At 69.0% G+C, this 18,294-nt stretch carries 18 protein-coding genes; 7 read left to right on the forward strand and 11 right to left on the reverse strand.

The window, feature by feature from the left end:
• The first annotated feature begins 41 nt into the window (after positions 1 to 41).
• The 4 genes from ACQP1O_RS04870 to ACQP1O_RS04885 are packed head-to-tail and all read left to right on the forward strand — an operon-like array spanning position 42 to position 3,340.
• Positions 42 to 623: a UbiX family flavin prenyltransferase gene (locus ACQP1O_RS04870; protein ID WP_433564688.1), complete on the forward strand. Its 582-nt coding sequence runs from the start codon at positions 42 to 44 to the stop codon at positions 621 to 623.
• Positions 624 to 644: 21 nt separating this feature from the next.
• Positions 645 to 2,138 (forward strand): UbiD family decarboxylase, encoded by a 1,494-nt coding sequence (locus ACQP1O_RS04875; protein ID WP_433564689.1) that lies wholly within the window; start codon positions 645 to 647, stop codon positions 2,136 to 2,138.
• A gap of 30 nt (positions 2,139 to 2,168) precedes the next feature.
• Positions 2,169 to 2,579, forward strand: a complete 411-nt coding sequence (locus ACQP1O_RS04880) for a DUF3224 domain-containing protein (RefSeq protein WP_433564690.1) — start codon at positions 2,169 to 2,171, stop codon at positions 2,577 to 2,579.
• A 17-nt stretch (positions 2,580 to 2,596) separates the two neighbouring features.
• Positions 2,597 to 3,340 carry an SDR family oxidoreductase gene (locus ACQP1O_RS04885; protein WP_433564691.1) on the forward strand — a complete coding sequence of 248 codons (744 nt, stop codon included), beginning with the start codon at positions 2,597 to 2,599 and terminating at the stop codon, positions 3,338 to 3,340.
• Between the two features lie 290 nt (positions 3,341 to 3,630).
• On the opposite strand, the gene ACQP1O_RS04890 is transcribed toward ACQP1O_RS04885, so the two are convergent.
• From ACQP1O_RS04890 to ACQP1O_RS04900, 3 genes are all read right to left on the reverse strand, one after another.
• Entirely contained in the window at positions 3,631 to 4,014 is a 384-nt protein-coding gene (locus ACQP1O_RS04890; RefSeq protein ID WP_433564692.1) for a VOC family protein, read from the reverse strand.
• 113 nt (positions 4,015 to 4,127) lie between these two features.
• Entirely contained in the window at positions 4,128 to 4,541 is a 414-nt protein-coding gene (locus ACQP1O_RS04895; protein ID WP_433564693.1) for a nitroreductase/quinone reductase family protein, read from the reverse strand.
• Positions 4,538 to 4,777: a hypothetical protein gene (locus ACQP1O_RS04900; protein ID WP_433564694.1), complete on the reverse strand. Its 240-nt coding sequence runs from the start codon at positions 4,775 to 4,777 to the stop codon at positions 4,538 to 4,540. The genes ACQP1O_RS04895 and ACQP1O_RS04900 overlap by 4 nt, the downstream gene beginning before the upstream one ends.
• Positions 4,778 to 5,196: 419 nt before the next feature.
• Here ACQP1O_RS04900 and ACQP1O_RS04905 point away from each other — a divergent pair, with 419 nt between their 5' ends.
• Together ACQP1O_RS04905 and ACQP1O_RS04910 are read left to right on the forward strand one after the other, a co-directional pair.
• Positions 5,197 to 6,495 (forward strand): ATP-binding protein, encoded by a 1,299-nt coding sequence (locus ACQP1O_RS04905; RefSeq protein WP_433564695.1) that lies wholly within the window; start codon positions 5,197 to 5,199, stop codon positions 6,493 to 6,495.
• Positions 6,496 to 6,557: 62 nt separating this feature from the next.
• Positions 6,558 to 7,199 carry a response regulator gene (locus ACQP1O_RS04910; protein ID WP_040855660.1) on the forward strand — a complete coding sequence of 214 codons (642 nt, stop codon included), beginning with the start codon at positions 6,558 to 6,560 and terminating at the stop codon, positions 7,197 to 7,199.
• A gap of 75 nt (positions 7,200 to 7,274) precedes the next feature.
• Here the strand turns inward: ACQP1O_RS04910 and ACQP1O_RS04915 are convergent, their stop codons facing one another.
• The 4 genes from ACQP1O_RS04915 to ACQP1O_RS04930 form a co-directional block, all read right to left on the reverse strand.
• The gene (locus ACQP1O_RS04915; protein WP_433564696.1) at positions 7,275 to 8,429 is read right to left on the reverse strand and encodes a serine/threonine-protein kinase; all 1,155 of its coding nucleotides are present in this window, start codon (positions 8,427 to 8,429) and stop codon (positions 7,275 to 7,277) included.
• Between the two features lie 370 nt (positions 8,430 to 8,799).
• Positions 8,800 to 9,798 carry a sucrase ferredoxin gene (locus ACQP1O_RS04920; protein ID WP_433564697.1) on the reverse strand — a complete coding sequence of 333 codons (999 nt, stop codon included), beginning with the start codon at positions 9,796 to 9,798 and terminating at the stop codon, positions 8,800 to 8,802.
• Positions 9,795 to 10,355, reverse strand: coding sequence for a YdeI/OmpD-associated family protein (locus ACQP1O_RS04925; RefSeq protein WP_433564698.1), 561 nt, complete (start codon positions 10,353 to 10,355; stop codon positions 9,795 to 9,797). The genes ACQP1O_RS04920 and ACQP1O_RS04925 overlap by 4 nt, the downstream gene beginning before the upstream one ends.
• A 24-nt stretch (positions 10,356 to 10,379) precedes the next feature.
• A complete protein-coding gene (locus ACQP1O_RS04930) occupies positions 10,380 to 11,144 on the reverse strand; it encodes an alpha/beta fold hydrolase (protein WP_433564699.1) in 765 nt (254 codons plus the stop codon).
• A 243-nt stretch (positions 11,145 to 11,387) separates the two neighbouring features.
• Here ACQP1O_RS04930 and ACQP1O_RS04935 point away from each other — a divergent pair, with 243 nt between their 5' ends.
• Positions 11,388 to 12,965 carry an ArnT family glycosyltransferase gene (locus tag ACQP1O_RS04935; protein ID WP_433564700.1) on the forward strand — a complete coding sequence of 526 codons (1,578 nt, stop codon included), beginning with the start codon at positions 11,388 to 11,390 and terminating at the stop codon, positions 12,963 to 12,965.
• An 8-nt stretch (positions 12,966 to 12,973) separates the two neighbouring features.
• Here ACQP1O_RS04935 and ACQP1O_RS04940 read toward each other — a convergent pair whose 3' ends face one another.
• The 4 genes from ACQP1O_RS04940 to ACQP1O_RS04955 all read right to left on the reverse strand — a co-directional run bounded on the left by ACQP1O_RS04940 (position 12,974) and on the right by ACQP1O_RS04955 (position 18,213).
• Complete coding sequence (locus ACQP1O_RS04940) at positions 12,974 to 14,593, reverse strand: DNA polymerase Y family protein (protein ID WP_433567579.1); 1,620 nt, start codon at positions 14,591 to 14,593, stop codon at positions 12,974 to 12,976.
• A 196-nt stretch (positions 14,594 to 14,789) separates the two neighbouring features.
• Positions 14,790 to 15,542 carry a hypothetical protein gene (locus ACQP1O_RS04945; RefSeq protein WP_433564701.1) on the reverse strand — a complete coding sequence of 251 codons (753 nt, stop codon included), beginning with the start codon at positions 15,540 to 15,542 and terminating at the stop codon, positions 14,790 to 14,792.
• Positions 15,543 to 15,818: 276 nt separating this feature from the next.
• Positions 15,819 to 17,084 carry a hypothetical protein gene (locus tag ACQP1O_RS04950; protein WP_433564702.1) on the reverse strand — a complete coding sequence of 422 codons (1,266 nt, stop codon included), beginning with the start codon at positions 17,082 to 17,084 and terminating at the stop codon, positions 15,819 to 15,821.
• A gap of 91 nt (positions 17,085 to 17,175) precedes the next feature.
• A complete protein-coding gene (locus tag ACQP1O_RS04955; RefSeq protein ID WP_433564703.1) occupies positions 17,176 to 18,213 on the reverse strand; it encodes an SDR family NAD(P)-dependent oxidoreductase in 1,038 nt (345 codons plus the stop codon).
• Positions 18,214 to 18,294 lie beyond the last annotated feature (81 nt).

Here is an 18,294-nt window from a genome sequence, read left to right on the forward strand (position 1 = left end):
GGTCCTTCTGCGAGTCGCCCGTGGTCAGCAACGCTGAGGCGGTGTCAGAGACTACGACCGGGGAACCGCGGCGGCTGGTGGTGGGAATCAGCGGAGCGACCGGAATCGCCTATGGCATCCGGGCATTGGAACTCGCACGCAAAGCCGGGGTGCAGACCCATCTGGTGGTGACTCCCGCTGGGCAGCAGACCAGGGCCTACGAAACCGGGTTCAGCGCAAAGGATCTCGCGGCCATGGCCGACGTGGTCTATCGTCCCGCCGACATCGCGGCGGCCATTGCGTCGGGCTCGTTCCGGACGGCGGGGATGCTGGTGGCGCCGTGCTCGATTCGGACACTGTCGGCCATCGCCTACAGCAACGGTGACAACCTGCTCACCCGCGCGGCGGACGTGACCCTCGAGGAACGGCGCCGGCTGGTGCTGATGGTGCGCGAAACCCCGCTGACACTGGGCCATCTGCGCGCGATGACCGCGGTCACCGAATCCGGCGGCATCGTGATGCCGCCGGTGCCCGCCTTCTACCTGCGCCCCGACAGCATCGACGAACTGGTCGATCACACCGTCGGCCGGGCGCTGGATCTGTTCGGCATCGATCTACCGGATATGCCCCGCTGGGGCGAGTGACACCTGCTCGAAGGAATCATCGTGAAACATCTGAAGAGCCTGCGCGAATTTCTCTCCGAGCTGGAGCGGATCGGGGAGCTGCAGACCATCGATCACGAGGTCGACTGGGATCTGGAAATCGGTGCGGTCACCCGACGCTCCTACGATCTGAGGGCTCCCGCACCGCTTTTCACCAACGTCACCGGATACGGCGACACCGGGTTCCGAGTGCTGGGCGCCCCCGGCGCATTCAGCAGCGCCGAACATCAGCTGGCGCGTATCACAATGGCGCTCGGGCTACCCGCCGAGGCGAAGGGCCAGGAGCTGATGGAGGCGTTGGTCGCTGCCCGCGGCAAGCCGGGTATTCCGCCGGTGGGGGTGCCCGCGGAGGGCGCGCCTTGCAAGCAGAACGTCCTGCTCGGTGACGACGTCGATCTCACGATCTTCCCGACGCCGCGCATTCACGGCAACGACGGCGGTCGCTACATCGAGACCTGGGGCATCAATATCGCCCGCACCCCGGACGGGTCGTGGACGAACTGGTCGGTCAACCGCATGATGATCCACGACCGCAAGAGCCTGGCCTGCCTGATCGCTCCGGTGCAGCATCTGGGCATCGTCCGCTCGAAGTGGGCCGAGATCGGCAAGCCGATGCCGATCGTGCTGGCGCTGGGCGTGGAGCCGGGACTGCCGTTCGTGGGCGGAATGCCGTTGCCGGAGGGCGTATCCGAGTGCGACTTCATCGGCGGCTATTTCGGTGAGGGCATCGAGGTGGTGCCGGCCGAGACGGTCGATCTGCTGGTGCCCGCGACCGCGGAGATCGTGATCGAAGGCTTTGTGTCGATCGACGAAACCGTCATGGAGGGCCCGTTCAACGAATTCCCGGGCTACAACGCCACTGTCGCCTCTCCGAAGGCGCGTTTCGATGTCACCGCGATCACCTATCGCGACGGTGCCATCCTCCCGGTGGTCGCCGCGGGCCCGCCGGTCGAGGAAGACCACACCTGCACCGCCACCATGCACGGCGCGGAACTGCTCTACCAACTGCGTCAGGCCGGGCTGCCGATCTCCTCGGCCTGGCACACTCCCGAGGCCGCGATGCACTGGCTGACCCTGTCGGTGCGCCAGGACTGGCACAGGACCCTCGGGATCTCCTCGGCCGAATTGGTACAGCGGGTCGCCGATGTGGCGTTCACCGGCAAGGCATCGGTCAACGCACCCAAGATTCTGCTGGTCGAGGACGATGTCGACATCACCAACGTCGACGAGGTGGTGTGGGCGTTCGCGACCCGGTCGCACCCCGACGTGGCGCGCGGTGAATTCCATTTCCCGCACAAGCTCAGCGACGACCTGCCGGTGTACCTCGACGACGAGGAGAAGCACACCTTCATGGCGGGCAAGGTGGTCTACAACTGCCTGCTCGCCGACCTCTACCCGGAGGGCAAGCGCCCGGTGAAGGGCAGCTTCGAAAACGGCTGGCCCACCGAGATTCAGCAGCGTGTGCTGTCGAATTGGCAGAAATACGGATACCGCTGATCCGTATTCCGAGAAACGAAGGAAAGATCGATGAGCAATCCCGAAACCACCCATGCCACCGGCCGGATCACGGTCCACAAGTACGAGCCGACGGCCTACGAGGAGCCTGCCGAGGGCCCGGTGCTGACCCGGATCCATGTGGAGGAGAGCTTCAGCGGTGATATCTCCGGTGAGGGCGTGGTGGAGTTCCTGCAGTCCGCCAATGCCGACCGCACTGCCAGCTTTGTCGGCATCGAGCGGGTGACCGGCACCATCGCCGGCCGGGCGGGCACCTTCCTGCTGCAGGACCAGGGCAGCGTCGCCGACAATATCGTCGGCGGCGAGTGGTTCGTGGTACCCGAGTCGGGCACCGGCGAGCTGGCCGGCTTGCGGGGCACCGGCGGCTTCAAGGCCAATCTCGGTGAGAACGCCGAGATCTGGCTCGATTACTGGTTCGAGTAGAAGGCAAGGGACATCGCATGTCTGAATCACTGGCCGGCAGAACGGCCCTCGTGACCGGGGCCGCCACCGGGATCGGCACGGCCATCGCCCGCGCCTTGGCGGCCGCGGGCGCGCAGGTGGTGATCAATCACCCGCACACCCCCGATCTCGCCAAAGCCGCTGTCGCCGAGATCGAATCGGCCGGCGGCAGCGCGATCGAGATCGCCGCGGATGTCACGAACCCGGACGAGTACCGGGCGATGGTGGAGCAGTTGCTTTCCATCTTCGGTCGCTGGGACATCCTGGTGAACAACGCGGCGGTGGCCATCACCAAGCCGTTCGACCAGGTCACCTCCGAAGAGTTCGATCGCAGCTTCGCGGTGAACGTCAAGGGCGTGTTCCACGGTCTGCAGCTGGCCTGGGATCACCTGGCCGACGGCGGGCGCATCATCACGATCTCGAGCTCGACGACCGGATTGATGTTGCCCGGCTACGCGGTCTACGACGCCACCAAGGGCGCGGTCGAACAGTTCACCCACATCCTGTCCAAGGATTTCGGTAAACGCGGCATCAGCATCAATACCGTCAGCCCCGGCGCGACGGAGACCGAGACCTACCGGATCGGCAAGAGCGAACAGTTCCTCGCCGGCCTGGAAGCGTTGAGCGCCTTCGGAAGGCTCGGCCGGCCCGACGAAATCGCCGCCGTGGTCGCATTTCTCGCCTCCGACGCGGGCGGCTGGGTGACCGCCCAGAACATCCGCGTCAACGGCGGCACCGTCTAGCACTGCCGCTGCATTCGGGTGAGCGGGTGGCCTCGGCGTCGTCTTCGCTGTCGGCGAGGCCACCCTTGCGGCAAGGGTTTTCGTGGCCGCAGACCAGCCCGGGGCGGCGAATCACGCGAGTGCAGTCGCAGTATCCGTCGAGTCGGAACCCGCCCAGCCGATCAGGCTGCCCGCTGCTGCACCAGCTTGCCGCGACGGGCGCATTGTGGTCCGACTGCCCGAGGGGTTGAACGACATTCGAAAGGTCAACGGCCCGTACGATTCCGGGCCGTTGACCGTCGAGGCCGTGGTCATGCGGAGGTGGCGATCTTCCAGAGGTGGCCGTCGGGGTCGGCGATGTAGCCGAAGTAGCCACCCCATTGGGCGGCGGTGGCGGGCTTGACGATGGCGCCGCCGGAGGAGGTTGCGGTGGCGATCACGGCGTCGACGTCCTCGGGGGTGTCGACGATGTGGTGGAAGGAGACGCCGCGGAAGCCGGTGCCCTCCGGGGAGACCCCGGCGTCGCCGGCGGCGTGGGCCACCGGGTAGATGCCGAGTGCGGAACCGCCGTCGAGTTCGAACGAGGCGAAGTTCGGGAAATCCTGGCCGAGCTTCGCGCCGAGGGCGCCGTAGAACTTCTTGGAACGCTCCATGTCGTCCACTGCCAACATGATGGTGGTGACCTGCAGAGCCATTGTCTTCTCTTTTCTGCCGTCGTTTGCGGGTTCACTCTCTCGACCGGCCGCGTCGGCAGTATGTGACAGACAGTGGCGTGGATCACATACTCGGTGCCATCCGTCGTTTGTTCTCAGGCGGTTTCGCGGTACACCGCGATCACGGGAATCTTCCGGGTCGTCTTGTCCCGGTATTCGGCGAACACCGGCATGAGTTCGATCATTCGGTCATAGAGCTCGTCGGCTTCCGGCTCGGTGACGAATTCCGCCTTGCCCGTGTATGTTTCGTCGCCGACCTCTACCGTGAGCCGGGGATCGGCGCGCAGGTTGTGGTACCAGGCGGGATGCTTGTCCGCGCCGCCGTTGGACGCGATGAGAACGATGCGCTCACTGTCGGGGACGTAGACGAGTGGATTGGTGATCGCCCGGCCGGATTTCGCCCCGGTCGTGGTGATCAGTACCAAGTTGGCGCGGCCCTCGAACGGCCCGCCGACCTTCCCGCCGTTGGCCCGAAACTCCTCGATCACGGATTCGTTGAATGCGTTCATAACCCCTGTCCTGTTCCAGATCTGCTGCTGCCAACCGACCGGGCCGGGGAGAAATTCCGCTTCGTCAGTTGGACGGTGCCGTCCTCACTGGCGGTCACCATGGCGTGCGCGACGGCGCTGAAGCCGACGGAGGTGATGCTCAACGTGTGCGCGGCGACCGGCTCGCCGAGCTGGCCCGGGTTCGCGGGGTCGGTGATGTCCCAGCTCTGGAGGAGTTCGTGGGCGGTGACGACCATGGTGCTTCCGTCGGGGGTGAATCTCGCCTGGGTGTCGCTGGTATCGGATTGCCCGCTGCCTCATAGAGTTCGGTGGAGCGCTGGGCGAAAAGTGCACCGTTCGCCCCGCTGAAACGAAGGTAGGAAGACAACCCCTGACCGGGCGACGACCTCGGCCGCGACGGCCGGAAACGCCCTGATCGGCGGCCCAGGAGCAATTGTCCGGTCCGGCCGGGGCGGTCCTGCCGCAGCTCGGGTCGGCCATCCGGTCCGGCCAGGGCATCATCGGCTGCAGGACCCGGGGGGACCCCGCGTCGAACTTGATTGCCATCCAGGTCAGCGAGGCTTTCCTGTCCGGTCCGGCCAGAGCGGCGCCTCAGGGATCGAATCGGGGTGTTTCCTGATGTCGGGTGTCACCGGGTCGTGCCAGTATCGAAGGCATGTATCCGTCCGCGCCCCTGTACGACCCTGCCCGCGGGGCGGTCACACCCGTGACCCAGCCCAGGCTGGTGCGGCGTACCGGCGGGCGCATCGTGGGCGGGGTCGCGGGCGGGCTCGCCGATCACCTCGGGATCGACGTGTTCAAGGTGCGGATCGGTTTCGTGCTGCTGTCCGCGCTGGCGGGGGCCGGGATCGTGGCCTACGGCATGCTGTGGATCTTCACGCCCGCCGGGGGTGACGCGGCTCCGCCGACCGGGTCGGAGCGGCGGCAGGCCATCGGGTTGGCGCTGCTCGGTATGGCTTTGGCGGTCGCCACCGCGTGGGTCTTCAACGGGACGGCCGCGCATGTGGTGGGTCCGATCATCGTGGTGGCGGTCGGCGCGGCGCTGGTGTGGCGCGAATTCGACGCGGACGGGCCGAGATCCGTCATCGGGCTGCCCGCCAAACCGTCGGTGGTCACCTGGGCGCGCATCGTCGGCGGGGCCACCCTCATCGTGGTCGGGCTGGGCGTGGTGGTGCTGGGGCGGATCAACCTCAGCTCGCTGGGGTCGGCGCTGCTGGCGGTGGCGGTGACCCTGGTCGGGGCCGGGCTGCTGACCGTGCCGCTGTGGCTGCGCATGATGCGCGCGCTGAATGCCGAACGCTCGGCGCGGATCCGCAACGACGAACGCGAGGAGATCGCCTCGCACCTGCACGATTCCGTACTGCAGACGCTGGCCCTGATCCAGCGGCAGGCCGGCGACCCGCAGGAAGTGGTGCGGCTGGCCCGCAGTCAGGAACGCGAGCTGCGCAAGTGGCTGTTCGAGGACACCGCGCCGGCGCAGTCCAGCCTGGCTGCCGCGCTGCGCACCATCGCCGGCGAGGTGGAGGACCAGCACGGCGTGAAGGTCACCCCGGTCACCGTGGGCGACGTGTCCATGGACCTCGACGACAGCGGAATCGGGCTGCCCAAGGAACATTTCACCGCGCTGCTCGGGGCCGCCCGGGAGGCGCTGGTCAATGCCGCCAAGCACGCCGGGGTACCGACCATCGACCTGTACGCCGAGGTGGAGCCGCATCAGGTGAGCGTCTTCGTGCGCGACCGCGGCAAGGGCTTCGACCCGGACGCGGTGTCGAAGGACCGGCAGGGCGTGGCCAAATCCATCCACGCCCGCATCGAACGCCGCGGCGGGCACGTGGAGATCAAGTCCGCGCCCGGCAACGGCACCGAGGTGCGAATCTTCATGCCGCGCAAGGACGGTGGCGACGAGCGGCTGGTGGTGCAGAACGACACCCCGGAAGATACCGCCCAGCTGTGAGTCACGGAGTGTGGTACCGATGGGGGCAGGGTTCGGGTTCGGCGTCAGGTGAGGAGTCTTAGGTGAGCGTCCGGGTCTTTCTGGTCGACGATCATGCCGTGTTCCGGTCCGGGGTGCGGGCGGAGCTGAGCCGCGAATCCGATATGGAGGTCGTCGGCGAGGCGGGCGGGGTGGCCGAGGCCATCGCCGGGATCAAGACGACCGCACCGGACGTGGTGCTGCTGGACGTGCACATGCCCGACGGCGGCGGAGTCGCGGTGCTGCAGGGCATCGACCCGGGGCCGGTGTGCCTGGCGCTCAGCGTCTCCGACGCGGCCGAGGACGTGATCGCGGTGATCCGGGCGGGCGCGCGCGGGTACGTCACCAAGACCATCTCGGGGCCGGAACTGGCCGACGGGATCCGCCGGGTCTCCGGTGGGGACGCGGTGTTCTCGCCGCGGCTGGCCGGCTTCGTGCTGGACTCGTTCACCGGCAAGTCGCCGGTGCCGGAGCCGCCACTGGACCCGGAACTGGACTCACTGACCCCGCGTGAGCTCGAGGTGCTGCGGCTGCTGGCGCGCGGCTACACCTACCGCGAGATCGCCGAGACCCTGTTCATCTCGGTGAAAACGGTCGAGACGCACGCGTCGAACGTGCTGCGCAAGACCCAGCAGTCGAACCGGAACGCCCTCACCCGCTGGGCGCACCGGCGTCGTATCGATTGAAATTACCCAGGGTGACAACTGATTTCGCGCGTCGAGGGTAACTCGTCGGGAACGTCCGAAATTGCGGGGAGGCGGCTACAGCACAATCAGAACGACGATGATGATCAGCAGGCCGATGAGCAGGCCGATCGCCACCGCGAGCGGGCCCGCGTTCGGGCCCAGGGCGCTCAGGTCGAAGCCCTTCGACTTGGGTTGCGGGGCAGCCGGAGCCGCGACCGCCTGCCGCTGCGGGCGGGGGAGCGGGCTGGAGTGCGGGCTGCGCAGCCCGGCGGCGGAATTGCGGGCCGCCCAGGCCGGGATCGTCCCGTCCTCGGTGCGGACCGGCGCGCCCAGAATGTAGGGCGCGGTGCCGGGACCGAAGGCAGCGGTGAGGATTTCGTTGCGCGCCTCGGTCATGGTGGGGCGGCGCTGCGGGGCCGGCTCCATCATGTGCAGCAGCACCTCGGTGAGCGGGCCGCTGCGGGCGGGCGGAGTGATTTGGGCCATGGCGGCGCGTTCCACGATGACATCGCTGTCCTCGTCGAAGCCGTAGGGCGGCTGCCCCTCGATGGCGGTGTACAGCGTTGCGCCGAGCGAGAATACGTCGCTGGCGGTGGTGGGGCGGGCGCCGCGCGCGACCTCCGGCGGCAGGTAGGCCGGGGTGCCGGTGATGACGTCACCGATCTCCTCGGTGACGTCGTTGGCGCCGCTGGAAATGCCGAAGTCGCTGAGCTTGACCTTGCCGACCTCGTCGCCGCGATCGGCGACCAGGATATTGCCCGGCTTGATGTCGCGGTGCACGATGCCGGCGGCGTGCGCGGTCGCCAGCGCGTCCGCCACCTGCGCGCCGATCTGCGCCACCTCGATCGGGGACAGCTGATCCACCAGCGCAAGTGCTTTGGCCACACTGCGCGAGGGCAGATACTCCATCACCAGCCAGGGCTCACCGGCCTCCAGCACCACGTCGTACACGGCGATGGCGTGCTCGTGCGACAGCTTGGCCGCCACCCGGCCCTCGTGCATGATCCGGCTGCGGACCTCCTGCGCCTCCTCCTCGCTGAGCCCCTGCGTGGTGAGGACCTGCTTGATGGCGACATCGCGGTGCAGCAGCCGATCGGTCGCCAGCCACACGGCACCCATGCCACCACCGCCCAGCTTCGACTGCAGGCGGTAGCGGCCGGCCACCAGATAGTCGGGGCCGACAATGGGACGGGCGCGTTCGGTCACGGGTGCAGGGTAGCGGAAAACCATCCTGACTGGCCTGCTTCGAAATCCGAGGTTTGCTGGGCATCCGGGTGCAGACCGGGGTATTTCTTCCAGACCCATACGGACACAGCGCGTTTCGCTTCTCGGGGCCCGCGTGCCCGGCCTGGAGAGAATCTTGCGGGCCTTCTGGCCTTCCGGACGAAACTGACCAAACGGCGACAGTCACCGCCGCCGCGGCAGTCCGTGGAGGTTCGCCCGGACCACCTCATATCACAATGCGCAGTGAAGAGGCCCGCCCCTATTTTTCGGGGGTTTCTTTTCGTGGCTTCGGACCCGATGACTCGCGATATTCGTGAACGCGTCGCACGCTACTGAACGAACTCGAATTCCGAACCTGTAATTCGTGCGCCGGCCGTCACGCGAATTGCCTTATACGGTCGACCTCCACCGCGGTGGCGGGTTTCGGGGCGGCGCCGCAGCTGGCCTGGCGAGGTGAGTAGGCCAGGGTGCGGGTGGTGACCAGCCAGCTGCGCCCATCGCGATGGGTGACCCGGGCCGCGCCCGCGAAAGTGGCGGGTTCGGTGGCGTATTCGGTGTCGTCCGGGGCCGGTTCGACGGTGAGGTCGTCGATGCCTGCGGTCGGATCGGCGTCCCCGGGCACGGTGGTCGCCAGCCCGCTGTCGTCGAGGAGCGGGGTGGTCAGGGTGTAGGAGGCGTCCGCGATGCGCTGGCGGACCGCGACTTCCGCGACCTGCTCGACCGGGGAATAGCAGCTGCGGCCGCGCAACCCGGTGAGCGAGACCTCGCCCTTGTCGGCGGCGGTGAGCATGGCGTGGGCCGAATCCTCGTCCAGGCGGCCGTAAGTGAGTCCGGTGGGAAGGACGATGACGGCGGGGGCGAAGCGGTGGCCGCCGGTGTGCGAGCACTCCCACACCCGGTCGGGATGGGCGGCGGACAGGCTCGCGGCGATGGGGCGGCCCAGCCGGGCGCAGCACTGATCGCGTTTGCCGTGTGCGCAGACCAGGACCAGCGGATCCGTCACGGCCGCACCGATTCCCGGGGCCGGGCCGTTGAGCAGGTGCAGGTCCAGATCCAGCAGCTCACGCAGGTCACTGATCTCGAGCCGCTCGCACCAGGACCCCTCCGGCCGCGAACTGGCGAGCAGAACCGTTCGCAATCCCGTGAATTCCGTGCGCCCGGGCCGCCGGATCAGGGTCGGCCGGACGTGCGCGGCCTTGGTGCGCGCCGCCAGTTCGGGCGTGATGTCGGGCCCGAGCACCTCGTCGCCGATCACATCGCGACCCCACGCACCGGCTTGTTCGACGCACAGCCAGCCGGTGATGCGGGTCGCGCTCCCGGGTAGCGGAACCTCCAGCGCCGCAGCCGAACACGTCAATCCCTCGAACCCCGTCACAATGGCTTCCCGTCGATCAGCTTCCTGATCACCTGCTCCAGCCGCCGCGCTCGCGCCTCCGGCCGCACCGCGCTGCCCAGGTGGTAGCCGACCGCGATGCGCGACTGCATGGGCAGCGTCTCGAAGTAGGCCGCCGCCTCCGGATGCCTGGCCAGCGCCGCCAGGAAATCTTCCGGCAGATCCCGGCCGACGGCATTGTGCCAGCGGCCGTCCGCCTTGGCCCGGTCCACCTCGGCCTGACCGGCCGGATGCATGAGCCCGGTCGCGATCAGCTCGCCCGCCAGGCCGACATTGTGCTGCGACCACTGGCTGCGCTGCCGGCGCGGGGTGAAACCCATGACGAAGAAGTCCTCGTCGAGCTTCTTGGACTGCCCGTCGATCCAGCCGAAGCACAGGGCCTGCCGCAGCGCGCCGTCATAGTCCAGCGAGGCGTACCCGGAGCCCTTCTTCGCGAACTTCAGCCAAATGCCGTCCACCGCCGCGTGATTGGCCGACAGCCAGTCCCGGAACGACTGCTCGTCGGGAAACCACAGCGTGGGACGCTCGGATGCGGACACCGTTCAACTGTAGATTCCGGCAGCTCAGTGCCCCAGAAAGGGGAGCACTTCGGCCTCGAACTCGTGGTAGCGGTCGCGGTGGATGCTGTGCCCGCACCCGAAGGTGCGAACCGTGCAATCGGGCAGGCTCGTGCGCACCCGCTCGAGCTTGTCCGGGTCCACCATGCCGCCGGGCCCGCCGCGCAGGAACAGTGTGGGCGCGGTGATGTCGGACAACCCCTCCCACCACTCCGGATGCGGCTTGCGGAACTGTTCGAGTGCCATCCCGGTCATGGAGCGATCGAAGGCCAGCACCGCGCGCGGATGGCGGATGATGCTGGTGGTGGCGTGCCACAGCTCCGGGATCGACGGCAGCCTGCGGGTGAACCGCATCTGCTCGTCGCCGGAGCGCAGCGGCAGCGGCTGTTCCTCGATCACCAAGCGACGCACCAGTTCCGGGCGTTCCATCGCCAGCCACGAGATGGCGTATCCGCCGAGCGAATGGCCGACCAGATCCACCGTTTCCAGTCCGAGTCGATCGCACAGCCGCAGCAGGTCGGCCCCGAATTCCGGGAAGCGGTAGGAGGCGGTGTGCCGGCTGCGTCCGTGCCCGCGCAGGTCGGGAATGATCACCCGGCGTCCACGTCGCACCAGCTGGGTGGCGAATCGATCCCAGGTGTGTCCGTCCCCGCCCATGCCGTGCACCAGCACCACGGGTGTGTCGCTGTAGAGATGCCCGCCCGTCGCGCCGGAATCCCGGTAGGCGATCTGGACGTCTTCGAACTCGACCCGGGTGACCGCTGACTCCACGATGGTCCAGAGTACGGATCGGGATCCGGGTGGCGCCCCAGTTTGTGCGCAGCGCCATATCTAAATTCCGATTCGGTTGCCTATTCATTCCGATGGCGAATGATGGCGAAACCCTGCACATCCTGGCGTGATATCCGCTTGCCGCAGCATGTGAAATAGATCACTTTCACATTGTCGATAATCGGTCAACCGTGACGGTAGCGTCATTGCCTGATTCACCAATAGCTTTTCTGCCGGGGAAATATGGTTCTCAATGCTGCCGCCCCCGCGGTCGATCTCCAGGATCTCCAGGAACCGAGCCCGCCGCGGCCCACCTTCGCTACGGCGTGGGTCCTTCTACTAGCCGCACTCAGCGGGGCCTTTCTCGCCGTCCCCACGCTGCGCTACGACTTCTTCGGCGACGAGCTGTATTTCGTCGCCGCGGGCGCGCACCGCAGCATCACCTACGCCGACCAAGGCGTGCTCATCCCACTGATGGCCCACCTGGCCGACGCCGTGGCGCCCGGGTCGGCGCCCGTGTTGCGATTGCCGGCGGTCCTGATGACCGCGGCCGCGGTCGTGATCAGCGCCGCGGTCGCCTACGAGCTGGGCGGCTCGCGCACCGCGCAACTGCTCGCGGCCGCCGCCTACGGGGTCTCGCCACTCGCCGCGACCCAGGCCGTCCAGCTGAGCACCTTTTCCTTCGACGCCACCCTGCAGGCAGCTGTCATCTGGTTGCTGATCCGCTGGATTCGCACCCGCGACGACCGCCTGCTCGTCGCGCTCGGCCTCGTCGCCGCCATCGATCTGCAGGTCAAATGGTTCATCCCCACGATCCTGCTGTGCCTGGGCGCGGGCGTGCTCGTCGCGGGACCGCGGCAGCTGCTGTGGCGGCCCGCGCTGTGGCAGGGCGCGTCGATCTTCGCGATCTCCGCCGTGCCCGGCCTGTGGTGGCAGCACACGCACGGCTGGCCGGCGCTGGCCATGAGCAAGGTGATCGGCGCCGAACAGGACGCGGCCGGCGGCGGGCCGCTCGCGTGCATGCCGCAGATGATCGGACTGACCGGTTTGCTGGGCGGGCTGCTCGCCGGCTGGGCCTTCTGGTGCCTGGCCCGGCAACGCTGGCTGCGGCCCTACCTTTTCATGCTCGTCGCCTCGGCGCTGCTGGTGCTCGTCGTCCTCGTCGGGCACGGACGGCCTTACTACACAGCAGGATTCCTGCCCGTGCTGTTCGGCATCGGCGCGGCCTCGCTGCCCTACTCGGTGAACGACCGCGGCGGCCGATTGCTGCGGGTCGTCGCGCCGCCGATCGTGGTGCTGTCGCTGGCCATCATCACCACGCTCGTGGCCACGCTTCCGCAGCCGCCCTCCCGGGTGCACAGCGCCATCCGGAACCAGGCCGACTTCGCCATGCGCACCAGCATCTTCGGCTCCTCGGGCTGGTCGGATCTGACCGCGAAGGTCGCCGACGCCTACCGGCAGCTCCCGGAGGCGGAGCGCCCGAAAGCGATCATCGCCCAGAACTATTGGCAGGCGGCCGCGATCCAGAACTTCGGGCGCGACTACGACCTGCCGCCCGTCTACAGCCCCAACCGCGGCTTCGGCTACTTCGGCCCGCCGCCGTCGGACGCCGACGCCATCCTCTATGTCGGCCTCGACAGCGCCGAACCCGCGCTGCGGCGGCAGTTCGGCGAGGTGACGGTCCGTGCGCACCTGAACATCCCGAACGGATTCCCCGGCGTGAACAGCGATATCGCCATCGCGGTCTGCCGCGAACCCGTGCACCCCTGGACCGAGCTCTGGCCCACCATGATGGATCTGCGCCTGCCGCTGGGCATTTGAGCGGGCGCCTACTCGTAGAGCCCCTCCACATGCCAGGCGCTGTTGTAGCCGAGCAGGAGCAGCGCGCGCAGGCGGGTGGCGTCCTCGGCGTCCAGCTGCACCTGGGCGCGGGCGGCGAAGCCGTGCTCGAAACGGTGTGTCCACCAACGATCGTCGACCGGCCAGGGTCCGGCCCAGCCGGTCAGCCGCCAGGAGCTGCTGCCCCAGTGCAGGTGAGCGGGATCGGCGGTGAACAGGCCGCGCTCGGTGACCCAGATCGGGGAACCGTCGGCAGCCTCCAGGCGCACCTCCGGATGATGGGTGAGCACCAGCGCCGGAGCGGGCTCGGGAAGCCGGCCGGGCCAGGGCTGGGCCGGATCGGTCGCGGGCACCGGCTCGTCACCGAGGGTGACCATGGTGATGCGCTCCCCGGGTCCGCGGCCGCCGCTGAGCACACCCATGCGCACGGCGTCACCGCCCAGCAGACTCTGCACCCGGATCAGCGCGCGGCGCGCCCGCTCCTCGTCCTCGCCGACCCCACCCCACAGGCCGAGTTGCAGGGCGCCGGCCGACACCACCTCGACGGGTTCCAGGCGCAGGAGGGTGACGGCCGCGTTCGGGCCGGCATCCCAGTCGTCGTGTGCCTCCGGCGAATCGGGAGCCGCGGCGCGGGTCCGGCCGCGATCGAGGGCACGGCGGGTGAGCCAGCCGTCGAGCTGCCAGCGGATGCGGTCGGCGGTGCTGTCCGGGGTGAGTGGTTCGGCACAGCGCCAGATGCGGGAGAACTCCTCGCCCGCTTCGGTTTCGGCGTGGATGACCAGGCGGGTGCAGGCCACGGCGGCGGCGGAGAGCTTGGTGTGCAGCTCGGTGGCGAGCAGACGGCCTGCGAAGGCGGCCATGTCGACGCGTTCGATCGGGGGATCGCAGCGGTGCTCCACGGTCAGGTCGGCGGCGGGCAGGCGGGCGGCGGGCGGGCGCTCCGGGACCGCGCGGGCGCAGCGGTGCGCGATGATCGCGTCCGCGCCGAACCGCGACGCCACCTCGGCGGGGGTGAGGGCCGCGAAGTCGCCGATGCGGCGCAGGCCCAGCCGGTGCAGCAGATCCACTAGTTCGACGCGCTGCGGCGCGGCCAGCACCGGTTCCACGGCCAGCTCCGAAACCGGCATGGGCGCAAGGAATTCCGCGCCCCGGCCGGGCGGGACCAGGGTGGCGCGGCGGGCGGCGAAGACCGCGGTGGACAGCTCGTCGGCAATGCCGATCTGGCATTCCACGCCGACCGCCGCCACGGCGTCCACCAGGCGCTCGGCGGCGGCCTCCTCGGAGCCGAAGAACCGCGTCGCGCCGCGCGCGGAGAGCGCCAGCATGCCCGGGCGCAGCACCTCCACGCCCGGCACGGTCGCGTCCACGGCCGCCACCACGGGTTCGAACAGACGGGCGTCGCGATCCGGATCATCCTGCACCACCAGCAGATCCGGGCAACGGCCCTGAGCCTCCCGCTTCCGCAAACCCCGGCGGATCCCTTCCGCCCGTGCCACCGCCGTACAGGCCACCACCCGATTGGCCGCGAACACCGCCACCGAGCGAGTGGCCTCCGCGCCCGCCTCGGCGGCCGCCGCCACCGCGGGCCAATCCGGGCACCACACCACCATCACCCGCCGCGCCTTCACGGCCGGCCTGCTCTCGCGGCGCTACCGCATCGGTCGGCAGCCGGAAGACAATCGCGGCGGTCAGCCCGCGACACGACGCCCGCCCACACGCGGGGGCACCCGGAAGGCACGGGAAATCCGCTGCGTCGCAGGCGCTATCGCCTGGCCGGCGGCGGTCGGGGCAGCGGTCGGCGATCGGTCAGGACGCGGCATGACGCGCCGGGCGCAGTGGTTCGGGAGTGGCGGCGGGCCGGGCGGGGCCGGGGGTGGCGACCCATTCGACGCGACCGTCGGCGGGGCTGAGGGCCAGGTGGCCGGATCGGGGTTGGGCGGAGCGGCCGCGGACGGAGACGTCGAGGCGGACGGTGCGCAGGCGGCCGCAGCCGCGGCCCAGGCCGCTGTATCCGGCGACCCGGGTGTCGATGTGCAGGGCGGAACCGGACCAGGAGCCGTTGGTCACCATCAGGGTGGAGTTCTTGCTGCGGGCGCGGGCGGCGAGGATGCGGGCGCGGGACATGGGGACGGCGAGACCGTTCAGCCCGAGCACCACCAGATCCAGGCCATCCAGCAATACGGAGGCAACTTCGAGCGGGTCCGGTCCGGGATCGGAGACCACTGCCAGCCGGTCGAGCCGGGCCCCCATCTCCGCGGCGGCCAGCAACCCCAGCCGCGGCAGCCCGACCACCGCGGCATGGCCCCCGGAGCCCGTCACCGCGGCCAGCAGTCCCGAGATCAGCGACCCCGCGCCGTTGTAGACGACCACCGACCCCTTGGCCAATCCGCCATCGGGTAAAAGGTTTTCGAGCGCGCCCGGCACCGGCAAGGACTCCCGCCGCGGCTCTTCGGACACGGGCACATGGGCCGCCACCTCGGCCCCGCGCGCGGGCACGGCGGCCATCCGCCGCCGCAACTCGGCCAACTGCGCCCGCCTGGCCTCCGCAGCCGCACCCATCTATTGACCACCTCTCCCAGTCGACGGGACCCAACCCTCGGAAACGCAAGCCAGCACCGAGCCAGCTACCTAACATAATCGAAAGTTTGTTCGATCAATGCACAGTAGAACTCGAATCCCAGGACGCGTCAAGAGGCGTGTGATCAAGCGCCGTATCCGTCACGCTGCCCCGGGCTCTGCGTCATCGCCCGATCTCGGGGCACTTCCAGCCGCTGTAGTTGACGTAGTCGGCGTTCGCGAGGCCCGGTACCGAGTCGAGGTGATTCGGGGCGGGGGTCAGTCGAGGGTGACCACCACGGTTTCGCCGTGCCGGGTTATTTCGATGCTGCTGCCTGCCGGAGCTTCGGCCGTGAGCAGGACATCGCGTATCAGTTCGATCCCCGCGCGCCAATCGTCGATCACTGTCAGGGGGAGGTCGTCGACCCAGCTGCCGTCCCTCCGGCCCAGCCGGGCGGGTCCGTGCTTGGTGGTTCCCAGTCCGGCGGCTCGGAGGGCGGCGTTGAGAGCGGGCTTCAGCTGTGACGCCGGGCCGTTCCGAGGAGCTTCGGATGAGGAAACGGGCAGGTAGGCGTGGGCGTGGTAGCGGCGGGGCGGTGGGGATGTGTGGTCGGCGCGGGTTCGCAGCAGGGTGTGAGGGTCGATGCCGAGGAGGAGCTCGGTCATGACCAGGGCACGGAGTTCACCCGCGCCGGGGGACAGCGCCGACAGGACGGACCGGTCGATGCAGCCCGCGGTGTGCAGCGCGGTGGTCAGGGCCGTCCGGTGCGCCGCTGTGGGATCGGCGGCGAAGGTCTCGGCGGCCGCCTCGACCTCGGGGTGTCTCGACCAGGGCTGGTCGCGGACGGCCGCGCAGCGGGCGCGTGCCCGGTCGACAGCGGTTGCCAGTGCGGCGAAGGGGAATTCGGGATCGTCCGGGTCGCGCATCGAGTACAGGTCGCCGGCGGGGTAGTCCGGATCATCGCGATAGGGATTGTCCGGCTCCTCGATGTAATCGAGGTACCACCAACCGGTTTCGTCGTCCCGCAACCAATCCACGCCGAATGCCCGGATATCGCCGTGCGCGGCATACGCACGCCGCTGATAGGGGTCCAGGCCCGGTATGGCGGCGAATGCCTCACGCAGCAGCGGGACGGCGATCGCGGCGTCGGCGTCGGTGCACAGCGGGGCGAAACGGCCGAGCATGGCCAGGTACGGACCGGGGTAGACCGCGTCGGGGTCGGCCAGTGCGGTGGCGCGGCAGATCAGGTCGACCTCGGACCACCGCAGGGCGTGCGGATGCCAGTGCGCGAGATCGTCCCAGCCCAGCTCGACCGGGCGGGTGGCACCGGGATGGCGCAGTGTCAGGGAGGAACCGTAGAAGCCGGATCCGACCTGGAATACGTACCCGTCGCCGAGGTCGTACTCCGCCTCGAAGTCGTCGTACTCCTCCTCGCGGTCGGCGCGGTCCCCGCCGGGCACATCGGAGGCGTACTCGTCGAGAAAGCTCGCGGCCCAGAGCTCGGGTCGAGAGAACAGGGAATCCGGCTGCCGGACCTCGGTCATGCCGAGATCCTGCCAGGTCCGATCCTGTCGGCAACCCTTGGGGCGCACGGGCTTCGGCGCGCCGCGGCGTGGTGGCTTCGCCGGTGGGTGGTCACCAGTGGGTACCCGGGACCAGCCGGGCCGCGCGGCGCAGGGCAGTACCGGTTACCCGGACCGCGGGTGGGACCGTGCGGCGGCGGCGTTGCGGGACAACGGTGTCCACGTCGGTCGTCTCCGGCTCGGGAACCGCCTCGCCCTTGGCGGCGGGGGAGTCGGGGATGGCGCGGTAGTAGCGGTGCAGGACCCGCTCCTTGATGCCGGGCGCGAACATGGAGCCGTACTCGGCCAGGGTGCCGAGCGGTACGTCGATACGGCGGGGGCGCTCGGTGAGGGCCCGCACGATGAGCGCCGCCGCCCACTCCGGGGACTGGGTGCCGGTGCCCTGGTCGCCGCTGGGGGTGATCATGGGAGTGCGGACCAGTGGCATGTGGATGGTGGTGAAAGTGATATTGCTGGAACGCATTTCGGCCGCTGTCACCTCGGCGAACTTGTCCAGGGCGGCCTTGCTGGCCAGGTAGGCGGCGAAGCGCGGGGTGGCGACCTGGACGCCGGCGCTGGAGATGTTCACGATGTGGCCGTCGTGGCGCTCCCGCATGCCGGGCAGCAGGCCCAGGGTCATGCGCACCGCGCCGAAGTAGTTGACGGCCATGGTGCGCTCGAAGTCGTGCATGCGGTCTGTGGAGCGGTGCACGGCGCGGCGGATGGAGCGGCCGGCATTGTTGACCAGCATGTCGACGTGCCCGTGGGTGTCGAGCACGACCTGCAGGGTCCGGTCGACCGAGTCCTGATCGGTGACATCGCACGGGTAGCCGAACGCGGCGCCGCCCGCGGCGGTGATCTCGTCCACCACGGTGGACAGCTCGTCGGCGCGGCGGGCCAGCAGGATGACGACCGCGCCCTTCTCTGCGATGGCGAGCGCGGCCGAGCGGCCGATGCCGGAGGATGCGCCGGTGATGACGACGTGCTTGCCGGTCAGATCGCGGCGGGCGCGGCGTCGGGCCAGGTAACCGGTGCCGTTGTCGGCCGAGGTATCGGGCCCGCCCGTCGCCTCGCCGCCACCCCTGACCGAATCGCTTCGCGATGCCATCATTTCTGCTCCCTTGCAGGTGGAATTGCCTCGAACTTACTCCAAAGTAAGTTACCGCGCCACGGTGTGGTTGCCCACCCCCGA

The sequence above is a fragment of the Nocardia sp. CA-151230 genome (genome assembly GCF_050942175.1).
GTDB lineage: Bacteria > Actinomycetota > Actinomycetes > Mycobacteriales > Mycobacteriaceae > Nocardia.